The following is a 15,912-nucleotide window of genomic DNA, read 5'->3' as shown; positions in this document are numbered from 1 at the left end:
GACCCTCCAGCTCCTGCGGCGTCTTGTATCCCGCCGTCAGCTCGTCCAGCATCGCTTTCGATAACGCCATGTCGCTGCTCCTCGCGGGGTCACCCGCAGTCTCGCTCAAAGGGCAGTTACACAGTTGACGTTACAGACTCGTCCATGCCGCGACGGTCCTGGTGAGCTGTGCTCGGCTAAGGCCATGAACATGGGCGAGTCGGCCGAAGTACGAGGCGAATGACTCAATGTGTTCAGTCATTCGCCCCTCAGGAAGCAGCGGGAATAGAAAGCGATCCATCAAGCATTGACCTTCGGAACGGATCGCGTTGCGTTTCTGTGGAATGGCGGATGTCTAGTCTTTCGAGGTTTCTTGACCTCTCGTTCTTGTCCTCCTCGCTTGGGCCGCTCGCCATCCGCCGGGGCGGCCGAATCTGCGCCTTTGGGCCTCGTCGATATGTACACATCCGCAAGATGACTTTCGCCAAGATGAATATCTGCTTGCATGATCGCGATCTTCTTCTTGCTCGGTCGCGTGGCGGTGATCGAATTCTGAGTAACAAGTGGACCTGACATCGCCATTTGCAAAACGCGACGCTCTAGAACACCAATCACGCCGAGAGTTTCGACCAAGAGCTGTTCGGAATTCCTTATGAGGACGTCCGGATCCCTGAGCCTGATCTTCGGAGACTTTGAGATGGCGGCGACGATCTTGCGCCACGCGACAAGATCACTGTCTGTCTCCCGATATCGATCAACAACGATAGTGATGACGCGGGATGCGAGATGCGCCTTAAGTGAATCAAGCTCGACTAGAAGACTGAATCCGCCACACAGAACTAGGTCTGTTGATGAAGTGACGAGGCTTTTCATCGACTCAAGAATTCCGCCTCTCAGGTCCGGGTTTCGATTCTCTGTAAGGAATTGGGCTTCGTCGATGAGCAAGATGCGGGTCTTGTTGACGTTAAGCCCGTGCCGAACCATTGAAAGCTGCGATGATTCGTCGGTGCGAGTTATCGGTCGATATCCACCGGCGATCTCAATTTTTCTTTGGTCAAAGGAGGGGTGTCCAAGGTCGGAAAGGAGAGCGTTGAGCACATACTTCATTCGGACTTTGCCGTCATTTGATGTCCCCGCTGTCATGCCGATGAGGGGAAGTTGAGTGTCATCAACGTCCTTGAACACCTTCTCGGTAAAGAATCGTGTCATGACCCTCAACAGGGTTGACTTTCCAGATCCAGACGCACCAGTGATGAGCAGGATCGTCCCACCACTCGCCAACGAGGCGTAGCGCATGGCTTCTTTGGTGGCCAACTGGAATCGCGGGTGGACAATCTCGTCGGTAAGGTTGGGTCTCTGGGACAGCAGATACTCGGCGAATGGCGTGAGGGTCACCAGATATCTCCATTCAGGAGTTCCGAGACGCTCTTGAAGGGTTCGCCGGCCTCCTCGTTTGGCAAATCGATCTCAGGTTCTTCATCGGGTTCCTGTGAAGTGGGGTTTGGCAATGCCGGCTTCGGCTTCTTTGCTTCCTCTTCTTCGATTGCCGTTCTCTTCGCCTGGCGACTAGCCATTGCTTTCGCGATGTTTCTCGTATCCTCGCCATCTGTGGTGATGGACCAATCGTCGATCAGCAATTGAAGGTCAATTCCCGTGCGAGAAATTCGATCGCTGCTGTGCGCGCAATGCCATGCGCCATTGATCGCGAAGTAGATGATCGAGTCGTCCTCGGAGTCGATACGAGGTTCAAGCAAGGTGGTTGAGTGCTTGTAGGAAGTAAGCTCGCCGGAGAAGTAGCGCCGCTTGTTGAAGCGAATAGCCCCTTGGTCTGTTGTCTCCGAGTCGATATCGAGCGGAACTGATGTGAGGATCGCGAACTTCATGCTCTTGGGGTCAACTGCAACTCCTTGCTTCCCATACGTCGCTTCAAAGGTCTCGCGCATCTTCCTTGGTGACGCTTCTCCATGTGTCCCTGGTGACTCCGGAAGTACATGGTCGAGTAGGTCTGAGAGCGTTGCGCGGAGGTCCGACATGCACCGTCCGGGCTGATTGACTGGATCGAACTTCCGATCGATGCCGCGTCGGTTGAGAATCTTCTCTACGTATCCCGTGAATCCACGGCATGCAGACATCGATACGGTGTTGAAAGGGCGCTCGACCGGTTGCCCGGCTCGGCCAGAGGCTGAGGGGCGCTTGATCCATCCCACGCCGAGACCAGCCAGTGATTCGGCGAAGACGTTTCCTTTGAAGTCAGCCCCCCCGTCCGTCAAGAGGAGCGCAGGTACTCGACAGTAGCGCCTCGCGCACTGCCGAAGGCAGAGCAAGGTCGCTCTGCTCGAAGCGGGATTGAACGACACGCTCCAAGCCAAGGGCTCGTCCGAATAGGCGTCAATGATTAGGGTGAGGATTGCCCTCTTGATCCTGGCGGTATCCTTTCCCCGCCCCTTCATCTTGATGGGAAGTACGCAGTGATCGACATGCGCGAGGGCAAAGGGAAAGCTTGCCTTCTCTCTTCGCTTGGGGACTGGTGTGTACGGCGCGACAGAGTTCGCGAGGCGATTGCCGCCGCGCGTCCTCGCGAGCCGAACGTCTCTTTGTCGCGATCTCCACAGGGCGGCGAAGTGCGATCTCGATACTGGCCTAGCAGGTTCGCCGCGCGTGGATGCTTCCTTCTCAAGCTCGGACTTGTAGCTCCCCTCGTAGATTGAAACGCAGGTCGGGGATTTGGTGCCTGATAGGCCTTTTTCAATTGCCTTATCGATGACTTCGGACTGCCATTCAATGATCCGAGGGCCTCGCGTCCCGCTGAGATGCCACTTAGGCATGAGCCCATGGATGCCTTTTTCGGCGTACGCCGCCTTCCAATTCCTGATGGTCCGATCTGTCGGCGCTGGTTCGGAAGATTCCGGTACCTCGCCGTTGACGAATGCCAGTCGCAGGGCCATCTCTGCGAAATGCTTTGGATGGCACAGCTCAGAGTAGGGGAGCACTTCGCCAGAAACGGCCGCTTCGTCTAGCGCTCTGATCGCCTGGCCGATTTGAATAGCTTGCGCCTCTGCGCTGCAGAAAATTCTTGATGCGCTGTTCGCAAGGCGTACAGACCTCAAGTCCGCCCAAATCATCCTGCGATCTATGCACTGCAGGATTGGAGCAGCACTATCGAGGTCGAAGTGCCGTCGGACTTGATCGATGCTGCAAGGTGCAGAGTTCGCCACGTATGACGTTATCTGGATCAATCTCTTCTCGTCCGTGGGCTCTGCATTTCTCGAGGAGCTTCGTAGAAGAATGCAGTTTTGAACGAGCAGCGATGGGAGATCGATGTCGGTAACAATCCGATACGCAATGCCAAGGGATCGGAAAAAGGCTTCTGCCGGGGGATTGGTGAATCCTGATTCTGTCTCGACCCACTGGCCACTCTTCTTAGAGCAAAGCTTTCGAAGTTCCTCAACCGTCTTGCACTCCACAACTTCAACGATCGAGTCACGAACGAGCAGATAGTCGGCTGTGTAGGTGATTCGTTGAGTCTTTCCCCGTGCGTTAATGATGGTCAGGGGGACAGCGCTGGGCTGATCGAGAATCAGTAGTGCGTCGCCTTTCCAGCTCTCAAGCGAAAAGAATGCAAACTCGGTGCTGAAGGCCGAGAACTGGACTCGATAAGACGAAGGCAAGTCTTTCAGTACAGTTGGTATGTCGCTCGGCAGTTGCCCCGAGAATGCTTTCGCATTTGAGTGGAACACCGTCCGCGCAGGCCCACTGAGTGCTGCATTGACCACGTAGGTGACACCGTTCTCGGGCAGGCCAAGGCGGTTGAGGTGTTCACGTAAGCCGGCTTCGTTCATGTTCTCGCCAGTCCCGGAATAAACGCCGCCCGCTCGCTCCCGAAGGAGCGAGTTGACAGTGGAAAAAAGGGGGGCGAGACTGATATCGGCCAAGCGTGTCCGCGTGAAGGCCGCACCCAAAAGCCCTGCTCTAGCCAGCAGGGCTTTTTTTCGCCCAATGGATGTCTTGGGCCTAGGTCATTGGTGCCTCCAGATCGGATTCCTGATCTCGATGGGGGGCGGGGGTGGCCGGCGGCTTCAGTCCGAGGGCAACGGCAACGTAGTGCGCTTTGCCCCGATCGCCGCGGATTCGCCCAGAGATGACGGCGTAGACAAGCCCTGGTTCGAAGTTGTGTCGAGCGGCCCAGTCTCGAATGGACTCCCCGCGAGAGCGGAAGGACTCTCGGAGCTCGTTTCGGCTCATCGCACTGCCCTCCGGGGTGATGGGCCCCACGCGATGCCTAAAATTGAATATAATTGTCGCCATGTCAAGCGCCTTGCCCGACTCCTTCGCCTCGCGGTTGCGTTCAGAGCGCGTGCGCTTGGGCATGTCCCAGTTGGAGTTGGCGGCCGCACTGGGTCTCCCGCCTGCGACCTATCGCAACTACGAGGCGGGCCGCACCGAGCCCCAGGTTTCTGTGGTTGTCCGATTGGACGAGCTTGGGGCGGATGTCCTTTGGATGATGACCGGGCGCGCTGCGATGGTGCCTCCCAGTACTCAGTCGGGATTTGACCAAGTTCTTGAATGTGCCCGGATCATCGAAGACTGGGCGCGGGAGTATCCAGAACTTGCCAGCAAGGACATCAAGGATGGCTACATGCGCATTGCCTTCCTTCTGGTTGCAACGGGCGGTAAGGCCGACTTCGTAAGCGCCTTGAAGGCTGTTCTGCCGAGGGCTGCCTGACGTGGGCTCCGCTCCAGAGAAACTGCTCGCCGAACTCCGCGCCGTCAGCGATCGTGCGATCCGCCGTTTGATCGCTAAAGAACGGCGGCAGCGCCAGGTCGACCGTATTCATCGCGACCTTCTCCAAAAGCAGCGTTTTGGGACCTTCCTGATCCTCCTTGGCCCAGCCGTGCTTGCACTCGTCCTTGTCATTCCCGCTGACGGCGGCCTGCTGCCCTACGGGTTTGCGATCGCTACGTCGATTATCGGTGCATGGTATCGGGATCGGATTGGTGCCCGAATCCGAAGGTCGCGATCAGTCTGATCGCTGGACGCACGCTTCGGCCGCCGAGCAGAAGTTCGACAGACACCGACTCCTAGGCCTGGGACAGAACCTGGGCGGGCCAACCATTCCTTTTGCCGAGTAATCGTGGTGGCCCGGTGTCGTTCCCGGTGCGGCCTCAAGAATTCAAAGCGACGGCCGGGTGCTTGGGCTGTCTTGCTGAGACGGCGGCACCTGATAGGTCGCGTCAAAAACCATATCGGTCAGCCAGCGCTTGAAGTTGGGGTTATCGCTGAACTGCTTGAAGAGCTCGGTGTGGTCCGACAGCAACTCCAGCACCACGCGGTTGAGAGCCTTGTCATGCTCCAGCTTGGCGTTCTGCTTGTCGGAGTTCGCTTGAGCGTTTTGGTAAGCCTTGTCCTGAGCGACGCGCGCTGGGATCTCCTCGGCGATGACCTTGCGGATCTTGTCCTCGTCCTTCCACTCGATGTTGCCGAAGAGATCGTTGAAGGTCTTGATGATCGCAGACAGCTTGTCGATGTCGGCTTCGCCCTTTCCCGATCCGCTCGCCGTCGGCACCGGTTCGACCGTCGCATCGGTGTCGTCCATCGCCATCTTCAGCGCAGCCTTTGCCTCCACACGGTAGCTGTCCATGTCAATGGTCTCCAGCACTCCCTTGGAGAGGTCTTCCTCCTTGGGCGCGGGTAGCTTGGGAATCAGAAAGTTCAGGAAGATCGACAGCTTCTCCCACGTTGGATGGCCGTAACTCAGGATCGCCGCGAGGAAACCGTAGCTGCGGACGAAGGCCTTTGCCTTACCCTTGAACTTGACCTGATCGTCTTCGCCGAGATTGTCTGCGTACTCAATCACGCATGCATCGAGGATCGGGTCGAGCTTGTCGCGGTCTGCGCCGCTCAAGTACAGCGCCACCAAGTCTTCAACCTGTTGCCAGCTGTAAACCTGCTGCCCGTCGATCTCGGCCTTCAGGTCGTGCAGTTTGTTGGCGTCGGTTTCGCCCGTCTGGATGGTCGCACGGTAGTAATCCTGGAACGCAGCCTTCACTGCCTCGGCGTTGTCGGCGAAGTCGAGCACAAAGGTGTCGTGCTTTTTTGGATGCGCCCGATTCAAGCGTGACAAGGTCTGCACCGCGAGTACGCCCGCCAGCGGCTTGTCCTCGTACATCGTGTGCAGCAAGGGTTCGTCGAAGCCGGTAACGAACTTGTTGGCAACGATCAGGAATCGATACGGATCTTGCTTGAGCTTGGCCGGAATGTCCTTGCTAGGAAGCCCGTTGAGATCGGCCTCGGTCTTCTTCTGCCCGCCAATCTCGAAGTCGCCGGAGTACGCCACGATGGCCTTGTATGGGCTCTTGATCTGGGTGAGGTATTCAGAAACCTCGCGCCAGTAGTCGATGGCCCGCGAGATGCAGTTGCATACGATCATCGCCCGCGCCTTGCCGCCGACCTTCTGCTTGCCAGCCACCTGCGCGATGAAGTGATCGACCATGATCTCGGCCTTGCGACGGATGGCCTTGTCGTTCGATTCGACGTAGTGGCGAATCTTCTTCAGCGCTTTTACCTTGTCGAATTCTGGATCATCCGCCACCGTCTTGGCCACTTGGTAGAAGCTGTCGTAGGGGGTGTAGTTCTCCACTACGTTGAGGATGAACTTCTCCTCGATGGCCTGCTTGGTGGTGTAAGTCAGCTCTTCGGGCGAGCGGAAATGAACCTTGTCGCCCACGAGGGTTTTCTCGCCAAACAACTCCAGCGTCTTGTTCTTTGGCGTAGCGGTGAACGCAAAGTAGCTGGCGTTGGCCAGCAGCTTGCGTGAGGCGATGCGCTTCTCGATCTCGGCATTGACTGCATCCTGCGTGCTGTCCTCCTCGAACTCCTCTTCTTCCGCCTTTCCGCCAAGGGCTTCGTGCATCCGTGCCGTGGTCTTGCCGCCTTGGCTGGAATGCGCCTCGTCGATCAGCAAGGCGAAGCTCTTGCTGGAAAGGTCGCCCAGTTCATCGAGGATGAAAGGGAACTTCTGTACCGTGGTGACGATGATCTTCTTGCCCCGGCGAAGGTAATCGCGCAGCTCCTGCGCGTTGTCGGAGTGACCGAAGATCGACGCCACGTGGTCATAACCCTTGATGGTTCGGGCGATCTGTGTGTCCAGTGCGCGCCGGTCGGTGATGACAATGATGGAATCGAACTGAGCCGTGAGTGGGTCGTCCTTGCGGCGCAACTCCACCAATTGGTGAGCCAGCCAGGCAATCGTGTTGCTCTTGCCGCTTCCTGCCGAATGCTGAACAAGATAGCGCTGACCCACCCCGTCGACGTGAGCGCGGCGCAGCAGGGCGCGCACCGTCCGCAACTGATGAAAGCGCGGAAAGATCTGCTTGCGCTTCTTGCGTTTCTTGCCGCCAGCGTCCTCCTCCTCCTCTTCCACGACCTGCGCGTAGCTTTCAATGATGTTGGCCAGCGATTCGCGGGTCAGCACTTGCTTCCACACGTAGTCGGTCTTCAGGCCATCCGGGTTGGGCGGATTGCCCGCACCGCTGTTCCAGCCCTGGTTGAACGGCAGGAACCACGACTCCTTGCCTTTGAGCTCGGTACAGAACGCTGCACCGGCGTCGTCGACCGCGACGTGCGCAATGCAACGACACGGCTGAAACAGCAGCTCCTGCGGGCTGCGCGTGGTCTGGTATTGGACGATGGCGTCGGCCAGGGTCTGTTTGGTCAACGAGTTCTTCAACTCGAAGGTCAGCACTGGCAGGCCGTTGATGAAGATCACCAGGTCCAGTTCATTGCCGGATTCGTTGCTGTAACGCACCTGCCGCGTGACGCTGAAGATGTTCTTTCCGAAGGCATCGGCTGCGGCGGCATTGCCCGGTGTCGGCAGCAGCTTGTAGAGATCGACGTGTACCGGCCCGTGGCTCACGCCCTTGCGCAGCACGTCCACCACGCCGCGCTTGGTGATCTCGCCTTGCAGGCGGTGAAGGAACTGGGTGCGCTTGATGCCATCCCCCGCCAGCTCCAGTGTCTCCACCGCCTTTGGCTGGGTGGCCTGCAAAAAGGCCAGCAACTGCGCCACATCCAGCGCGACATCGCGGTTGTAGTCGGTGGGCTTGCCCTGCACGTAGCCGTTGTGGGTGGCAGCGAAGTCCGTGGGAGCTAGCGCGTGGGTGTACTCAGGCTGCGGCACGCCGGTCAGGCCACGCACCACGCGCGCCTCGAACCAGCGTTCGCTGGTGTCAGTCTTCGCCATCGCCATCCTCCTCTTCGGTCACGTCATCTGGGTCATCGCCCAGCGCGGCCAGCGCCGCGTCGTCCACCACGTCCTCCAGGCCGGGCTGCCAGCCCCGCACGTCCACTTGGCCGGTGACCACATCGGCAATCAGGCGGTCGCGGTATTCGCGGATCAGCTTGATCTCGTCTTCCGTGCGGGCGATGGCATCGTCCAGCGGCTGGCACTCATTGGAAATCCAGCGGCAGATGGATTGCTGCTCTTCGACCGGCGGAACTGGAATGGACTCGTTGGCAAGCACCCACGTGCCGATCTCCGAAAACGTCGTGCCGTTTGCGAGAACCTGAAGCCGTTCCTTCATGCGAAGCAACAAAAGGAAAAGGTAATCGCTGATAGCGATATCCGGTGCTGGTACGACGGCCTTGCAACCCTGATTTGTGCAAAGCTCAACTCGCGCAATGGCAACGTTGCCAACCGGCGCGCGTGAGGCGATGACGATGCTTCCGGGGGGTACAAGCGTGGATGCACAGGACTGCAAGCCAGCGGCCGAGATGGTTCGTAGCGACGTGTGCAAGGAATCGGTTTTGCTGATGTCGCGTGGCGTCACCCAGACGATGCCGCCATCCCAATAGGACGATTCGTCGCTTTTCGGCGTCGAGCCTCCAACGATTCGCTTCGCAGCGAACTTGAGCTTGAGAGCTTTCCAATGCTCCGGCATCTCGCCCAGCCATTCGATGCCGGATGGCTTCAACGCCACCGATGCGTCAAGGCCGCGCGTGATGGCGTGGTCGATGATGCGCAGCTTCTGCTCGGTCAGCAGCTTGATCAGGTCCCGTTTGGCCTTGATGAAGCGGGCGATGTGCGCGTCCTGCGCGCGCAGGTAAGCGACGATCTGGTCTTGCTCAGGGCGCGGCGGTTGGACTAGCGAAATGTCGAGGAACTGGTTCGGATAGAGGCGCAGGCGCGAAGCGCGGATGCCGGTCGAGCGCCCGATGTATTCGGCCACATAGGCGCGGGTTCGCAACAGGTAATCGAGATACGCCGGGTTGAAGCTGTCGGCGTGGTGTGGGCGGTACACGCCATAGGCGGGACTCACGATACCCACGTGCCTGCTCGCGCCAAGCGCTGCCATCCACGCCCACAGCGTGTTGATAACAATGTCACCGGGGCGGCACAGCTTGGAACCAACGTAGCTCGCAGCCTTGAACATCGTGACCTTCTTCTGGCTGCGCGGAGTAACGCCGGTGAGGTGAGACACCGACAGCAGTTCCTCCTGTCCGGTCTTCGAGCGCTCATCCACCTCGCGGAAGAAGGTTTTGGCGCGTTGCTCGTTCCAGTGCTCCGGAACAGCGGGCAACCAGCGCATCTTCGGCTGCCGGTAACTCGGGTAAGCGCTCGCCACCGTCATTACGCGCCTCCCACGATCTTGTGCAGCAAACCCTCGCTCTGCTGCTCCAGCGCGATGATGTCGGCGCGGATTTCCGCCAGCGTGCGCAGCGGCGCGGGCCTATAGAAGAAGCGGGCGAAAGAAATCTCGTAGCCGATCTGGGTCTTGTCCGTGGCGATCCAGGCGTCCGGTGCATGCGGGAGCACCTCGCGGGCGAAGAAAGCGTCGATGCCGCCCGGCTTCTTCAACGGTACCTGCTCGGTATCGCGCAGCTCGCTGTCGGGCTCGTACTCGACCATGAAGCGATCCTTGCCCACGGTTTCCAGGTGCGCGCCATCGAAGCCGGGCTCGAAGTGTTCCCCTGCCTTGAGCTTGCTGCGCTTGGCGACGACCGGCGGCGCGGTTTCGTCGCGCCAGCTCACCGCCTTGTAGATGGCCTTCTTCTCCGGCGCGCCGAGCCTGTCGCCCTGCGCCTTCAGGGCAGCATCGAAGCGGGTGCGGAACTCATTGTGGTCGTCAAACACGGAGCTGCCCAGTGCCCGCTGCGCCCGCTTCGCCACCTCCATCAGCCCCTTGTCGCGCTGCCAAGTCGAACCATCGAGCAGCTTCTTGCGGCGCTTGGCGGGCACGGCCTTGCGGGTGGTGGTCGCTTCGCCGTCATCACTGTTGTCGCTGTCTTCGCTGTCGTCGTCTTCGTTCTCGTCCTCGCCCTTGAGCCACGCCTCGATGGCTGGCTTGCGCTTGGCAAACTCGCTGTAGAGCGACTCACCGTGGGTGGCGTAGATCTCGGCGCGAAGCGCCTCGTCGCCGGTGGCAAACCGCAGGGGCTCGATGCGTTCGTCGGAGAGCTGGCTTTTCAGGCGCAGCGGGCGCTCGACGGTGATCTTCCAGTAGCCGAAGTCCTGGGTCTCGAACCATCTGGACTTGTCGGTTTCCCGCGCCTCGCCCAGATACAGGTCGAGGATGCCGGCAATGTCGGCGTCAGCCAGTTCGCAGTTCTTCTTGCCGAGGTTGCGGCGCAGCGGCTGGAACCACTGGGATGCGTCGATCAACTGTACTTTGCCACGGCGCGCGTCGGTCTTCTTGTTGGCCAGCACCCAGATGTAGGTGGCGATGCCGGTGTTGTAGAAGATGTTGAGCGGAAGGGCGATGATGGCTTCGAGCCAGTCGTTCTCCAGCACCCAGCGGCGGATGTTGCTCTCGCCCTGGCCTGCGTCGCCGGTGAACAGCGCCGAGCCGTTATGCACCAGCGCGATGCGGCTGCCCAGCGATGTGTTGTGCTTCATCTTTTGCAGCTTGTTCACCAGGAACATGAGCTGCCCGTCGCTGGAGCGCGTGATGAGCTTGAACTCGTTGTTTCCCCCGTGGCTGACGATGAAGCGCGGGTCGTTGAATTCCTTCTTTCCACCCATGCGATCCAGATCGGTCTTCCAACTCTTGCCGTAGGGCGGGTTGGAGATCATGAAATCGAACTGGCGGCTGCGGAACTGGTCGGCGGACAGGGTGGACCTGTCCGCGCCGCCGACGATGTTCTCGGCCTCTGCCCCTTCGCCCTTCAAGAGCAGGTCGGCCTTGCAGATGGCGTAGGTTTCGTCGCTGATCTCCTGCCCGAACAGGTGGATGGACACTTCCTTGCCGTGTTCCTCTGCCAGTTCGTGCAAGGCTTCCTCGGCCACGGTGAGCATGCCGCCGGTACCGCAGGAGCCGTCGTAGAGCGAATAGGTGCTGGACTCGATCCGGTCGGCCACCGGCAGGAACAGCAACTTGGCCATGAGCTGCACCACGTCGCGCGGGGTGAAGTGTTCGCCTGCCTCTTCGTTGTTGTCTTCGTTGAAGCGGCGGATCAGCTCCTCGAACACCGTGCCCATACCGTGGTTGTCCAGCGCGGGCAGCTTGATGCGGCCGTCAGAATCCTTCACGGGCAGCGGCGCGAGATTGACCTCTGGGTCGAGGAAGTCGTCGATCAGGTAGCCCAGGACGTGGGAATCCACCAGCTTCTGGACCTGGTTGCGGAAATTGAACTTGGTGAGGATCTCCTGCACGTTGGGCGAGAAGCCGTCCAGATACGCGATGAAGTCATCGCGAAGGCGCTGCCCTGCCGCGCTGGCCTTCAGCTTGGCCAGCGTGAATTCGGAGACGTTGTAGAAGGCCTGACCCGCCGCCATACGCAACGCGCCGTCCTGCTCGGCCACCTTGTGGGTGTCGAGGAACCTCTTGCGCTCCAGCACCGCATCCTTGGTGGCTTCGAGCACGGCATCGAGCCGCCGCAGCACGGTGAAAGGCAGGATGACGTCGCGGTACTTGCCGCGCACGTAGACATCGCGCAGCCGGTCGTCAGCGATGTTCCAGATGAAGTCAGAAATCCACTTGATCTGGCTTTGGTCGAGCTTCGGCTTCATGGCTTTTTCGTTCATTCCGTTAATTGAAAAGCTCGTTCCAGAGCTGAGTTGCCAAGTCAAATTGCTTCGCACGAAGCGATTCGATCTGTCGCTGAATCTCGGCTTCGTTGTCCAATACTTCGGCGGCTTTCCTTTGTGCCTCAAGCGCGGGGAGCGGGATTCGGACCTGCCTCAGCGCTTGCAAGGAAATCATTGGAATCGTTGCGCCCGAGACGATGCTCGAGAGCAGGATTTGTCCCATGGGCGATCGGAGCCACAAACCTAGGGCGCGGGAGTCCACTGATGGTGTGCGGCTTCGAAGCACGACGGCCGATTGGCCAGCCACCCAGCCGCCGGGACCCGGGGGCGGGACGTCATGGGGCACGACTCCGACCTTGCCAACGCTGCCCTTTGTGACGATTAGGATGTCGAAGGGCCGGAGGTATGGATCGTCGTGCCCTCCAGATCGTCGCGGAGAGAGTTGGATCCTGAGCTGCTTCTCTGGATGAGAGATGTAGCCCGTCGCCGGAAGATCAGCAGCTCCTACCTCGAGGACATCGACGGCGTTGTCGTTGTCGGCGCCGCGATCCTTATTGGGGATCGGATTGATCACTTGGACGACGCTGTCCAGATCTACGGTGGGGATAGCGTCTAGCCGGGCGCGAAGTTCGCGCTGCTCGTCGGCGATCACATAGCGATCGACCTGAAGCGAGGCATCGTTCTCGAGAATGGCCTCAACAGGCACCACGGTCGCCCATCCCTCGCTAACTGCGGGCGTGCTTTCTGCGAGAAGCGTACCCGCCAGTGACGAGCAAAACCGGACAATGTCTTCAACGCGTCCGAGCGTAGTTCGCCCCTTCACGCTTGTGTCGCGGAAGCTGGCTTTCGTTGCATCTACGAACCCAACCGCCCGGTGGATGGTCCGAGTGTCCAAGACCAAGAGACTGGTCGCGATGTTGGTTGCCTGGTGAATGCCTGAAGGAAGTGCGATGACCGCCTTCACGAGACCTTTGGAGAGGAGGTGTTCCCGAACATCTCGGTCCTTACCCGGACCGAAGATAAATCCGTTTGGAACAACGACGGCGGCGATGCCGGAGGTTTGCGCGATGATGTGCTGGATCATAAGGCCGGTCGCAGTCGCCTTTTTCACGGGGAACCGGCCGTAGATATCTTGCAGAACGAGATCGTCGTTCGGCATCGGAAGGCCCATCGGCGGGAACGAGAGCGTGGCGTCGAAACGTTCAAGGTGCCCCGCCTTGATCGCGTTGGGCGATGACAGCGGATTCGACGTGACGAGCTTGGTTTCCGCACTGCGGAATTGGCTCAGAAGAGCGGGAACTGACGAAACGTGTGGTGTTTCGACATAGGCGCTGGCTTCTGAGTCGATCAGGGCCGCGAGAAACTGTCCTCCACCTTCCCAGGGAAGGTAAACGGAGCTTGCACCACTCGAGGCGGCGACCCTTGCCATGAGGTGGGCAAGCTCTACCGGAACAGAGAGGCGATCGGAATGGGCCTGCAGCAGATTCGATGCAATAGCCGCCGCCGAGAACCTTTCGAAGATGCCACCTGCGGTCAGTCGCTTGGCCGCGAGTGAGGCGGCAGCGAGGGCACTGTGGTCGGCGTACTGGCAAAGCCGCTGCGCATCGGCAAAGGCATGGCCAATGGAGTCGTTGCTCAGTGCCAGACGCCCGAGCGCCTCTGAGAACCCGCCCTCTGCGCCAGCGAGCGCTGCGTCGAGGGTGTCGTTTTCCGAGAGCCTGCCCGCAGCGGACATGTGGGCCCATGTCAGTAGCTGAAAGGCGAGTAGTGCTGCTTCCTGCGTCCTCAGGGATGATGAGCGAAATGGGGCCTGGACTTGGGCCAGTACTTGGCCGGCGTGCTCGTTGAGCATCATTAGTGGTTCCGGCCCTGATAGTTGTATGTGGTGATCTGGGTGCCGCCGCTGGAGACGACGACCAGCCCGCCCTTGTCGAGGATCTTGGCCAGAGTGCGCAGTTCCCTCATCAGCTCCTCGGATGCCTTGCGGCTCAGGACCATCCGATCGCCTTCCAAGTCCCCATAACGAACCACCAAGTCGACCATCGCCTGGGTGACCCCGCGTTGCGCCATCCGTTGCTTGAGGTGTTGAGTCTTGTGCATTGCTGTGCCCAGTACATCGCTCTGTAGTGGGCCTAGTAAATCACCTTAGACAAGACATGGCAATGCAGTAGGGAATTACTTTCGTACTAATTCAGGATTTGTTTATCTTTTCGGGGCGACTAGGCCCCAGCAGCTGGATCGCCTTGTTGATGCCTGTTCATGGCCTCACCTCCGGCTGATGCTGCCGCGTTGTTGCCGCCGTGCGGCCCAGGTGACGCCACAAGCCTGTTCCGTCGGAGTCGCGTTGGTTGAGACAGGGCTCGGCGCATGGCGGGGTGGCCAGCCTTGGTTTCGCCCCTCGGGGGTCTCGTCGATCAGTCTCCGGGCAATGTCACCTGCAGGTACTGGATATCGAGGTTGAAGTCGGTCTTCAGCCTCCCGAGAAATCTCAGCGTTTCGCCATCAAGATCGGGCTCCCCGACAACAAAGAGCCGCTCAGGTTCCAGTCCATTTGATCGGAACCCGTACTCCAGAAGCTGGCCCATTGCCTGGCGCACAACGTCAGCGGCCGTCTTGCCGATCTTGATTTCATACAAGAAGTACCGGTGGCGCGGTGTGCGGACTAGCGCATCGGCGTATCCACCTGTACCGGTTGGTTGTTCCGTCCAGACGTTTTCGTGCCCGTGCTCGGCAGCCAGTAAGTTGTAGAGCTTTTCCTGCAGTTGATTGTGGCGCAGCAGGATCTTTCGCCTCTCGGCCGGGAGATCTGCGTAGGTCGACGTCGGGCGTGGGCGAAATCCGGGAGGCTTGGGCACGAGCGGCTTCGTTGCCCTCAATTGATCGACAACGAACCAAGGAAAGACGTTGCGTAAGTGAATGTCCTTGGGGATCAGCTCCAGTTGATCGAGGTGCTCGGTCAGGGCTTTCGCACGGCTCGCCCAGTCGGTGGATTCCGGTTGCTCGAATCCGGTGTGAGCTGTGAACCAATCCAGCGCTTCGTTGTGGCTGCTGGTGTCAACCGTCGTATGAAAGCTGTCGGGATGAATTCCTGCAAACGCACGGGCTACGAGAAGCCGAGGGACTTTCTTCAGCTTCCCCTCTTCTTTCCAACCTTCAAGGCGCTCGATGATCGAAACAAAGCAAGAAGGGCTCCCGTCGCTGTAAATCTCTTCGAGAACCTGTAGCAAGTCGTCGCGTAGCCGCTCCACTTCCTCAAAGCTGAGCATGCCCTTTCCAGCATTGCTGACGCCGTTCTCTTGCTTCATCCAAAGAAGATCGAAGGCTTCCTTTGGCTCGGCACTGGCCATGGACTGGGATATGGATTCGGTCGCCGCCCGGTAGCGGGGGAGCCATTGCGTTCGATAAGGCGCATTTGGATTCGAGAATCCGCTAAGAAGGCTCAGCGCGTATCCATCGAGCACGGGCTTGGTGCTTGCACGACGTGCTTGAACATCTCGAGAGGTTGGGGCAATGGCGTGATTGCCCGTGTTTGGGGCGGAGTGAGCCTCAGGAGCTTTTCCAAGACGGGCCCTCGCCGCGGCTACTGCTTCGGCTGAGAATTCTTCAGGGAACCGGTCGATGATCGCCTCGAAGCTCAACGTCTTGAGTCCCGCTTCTTCAAGGACCTCGAACCCCTTCGATGGCCGTGGTTTCAGAACCATCCGCTCAGCGGCGGCAAGAGGCCCGTGTTTGTCGAGCATCTGTCGGGTCCGATTAGCCCGAAAGGATTTGAGTCTGTAATTTGAACTGTGTAACTGCCCTTTGAGCGAGACTGCGGTTGACCCCGCGAGGAGCAGCGACATGGCGTTATCGAAAGCGATGCTGGACGAACTGACGGCGGGTTACAAGACGCCCCAGGAGTTGGAATCGT

General features: G+C 59.3%; 10 protein-coding genes. 2 read left to right on the top strand and 8 right to left on the bottom strand.

Annotation, left to right across the window (positions count from 1 at the left end; translation table 11 throughout):
• Positions 1 to 279 precede the first annotated feature (279 nt).
• Positions 280 to 1,374, bottom strand: coding sequence for an AAA family ATPase (locus tag O9255_RS14415; RefSeq protein ID WP_297867567.1), 1,095 nt, complete (start codon positions 1,372 to 1,374; stop codon positions 280 to 282).
• Positions 1,371 to 3,818 carry a hypothetical protein gene (locus O9255_RS14410; RefSeq protein WP_297867566.1) on the bottom strand — a complete coding sequence of 816 codons (2,448 nt, stop codon included), beginning with the start codon at positions 3,816 to 3,818 and terminating at the stop codon, positions 1,371 to 1,373. The genes O9255_RS14415 and O9255_RS14410 overlap by 4 nt, the downstream gene beginning before the upstream one ends.
• Positions 3,819 to 4,282: 464 nt before the next feature.
• Between O9255_RS14410 and O9255_RS14405 the strand changes: the two genes are divergently transcribed.
• Both O9255_RS14405 and O9255_RS14400 read left to right on the top strand, forming a co-directional pair.
• Positions 4,283 to 4,702 carry a helix-turn-helix domain-containing protein gene (locus tag O9255_RS14405; protein WP_297867565.1) on the top strand — a complete coding sequence of 140 codons (420 nt, stop codon included), beginning with the start codon at positions 4,283 to 4,285 and terminating at the stop codon, positions 4,700 to 4,702.
• Position 4,703: 1 nt separating this feature from the next.
• Entirely contained in the window at positions 4,704 to 5,006 is a 303-nt protein-coding gene (locus O9255_RS14400; protein WP_297867564.1) for a hypothetical protein, read from the top strand.
• A gap of 144 nt (positions 5,007 to 5,150) precedes the next feature.
• On the opposite strand, the gene O9255_RS14395 is transcribed toward O9255_RS14400, so the two are convergent.
• The 6 genes from O9255_RS14395 to O9255_RS14370 all read right to left on the bottom strand — a co-directional run bounded on the left by O9255_RS14395 (position 5,151) and on the right by O9255_RS14370 (position 15,742).
• Positions 5,151 to 8,219, bottom strand: coding sequence for a type I restriction endonuclease subunit R (locus O9255_RS14395; protein ID WP_297867563.1), 3,069 nt, complete (start codon positions 8,217 to 8,219; stop codon positions 5,151 to 5,153).
• Positions 8,206 to 9,606, bottom strand: a complete 1,401-nt coding sequence (locus tag O9255_RS14390) for a restriction endonuclease subunit S (protein WP_297867562.1) — start codon at positions 9,604 to 9,606, stop codon at positions 8,206 to 8,208. Before O9255_RS14390 ends, O9255_RS14395 begins: the two co-directional genes overlap by 14 nt.
• The gene (locus O9255_RS14385) at positions 9,606 to 11,984 is read right to left on the bottom strand and encodes a class I SAM-dependent DNA methyltransferase (RefSeq protein ID WP_297867561.1); all 2,379 of its coding nucleotides are present in this window, start codon (positions 11,982 to 11,984) and stop codon (positions 9,606 to 9,608) included. Before O9255_RS14385 ends, O9255_RS14390 begins: the two co-directional genes overlap by 1 nt.
• A 19-nt stretch (positions 11,985 to 12,003) precedes the next feature.
• The gene (locus O9255_RS14380; RefSeq protein ID WP_297867560.1) at positions 12,004 to 13,857 is read right to left on the bottom strand and encodes an N-6 DNA methylase; all 1,854 of its coding nucleotides are present in this window, start codon (positions 13,855 to 13,857) and stop codon (positions 12,004 to 12,006) included.
• Positions 13,857 to 14,102, bottom strand: coding sequence for a DUF4258 domain-containing protein (locus tag O9255_RS14375; RefSeq protein WP_297867559.1), 246 nt, complete (start codon positions 14,100 to 14,102; stop codon positions 13,857 to 13,859). The genes O9255_RS14380 and O9255_RS14375 overlap by 1 nt, the downstream gene beginning before the upstream one ends.
• 314 nt (positions 14,103 to 14,416) lie before the next feature.
• Positions 14,417 to 15,742: a hypothetical protein gene (locus tag O9255_RS14370; protein WP_297867558.1), complete on the bottom strand. Its 1,326-nt coding sequence runs from the start codon at positions 15,740 to 15,742 to the stop codon at positions 14,417 to 14,419.
• Between the last annotated feature and the right edge of the window lie 170 nt (positions 15,743 to 15,912).

This window comes from Silanimonas sp. (genome assembly GCF_027530345.1).
In the GTDB taxonomy this organism is placed as follows: domain Bacteria; phylum Pseudomonadota; class Gammaproteobacteria; order Xanthomonadales; family Xanthomonadaceae; genus Silanimonas.
This window is presented reverse-complemented; position numbering and strand designations above follow the sequence as displayed.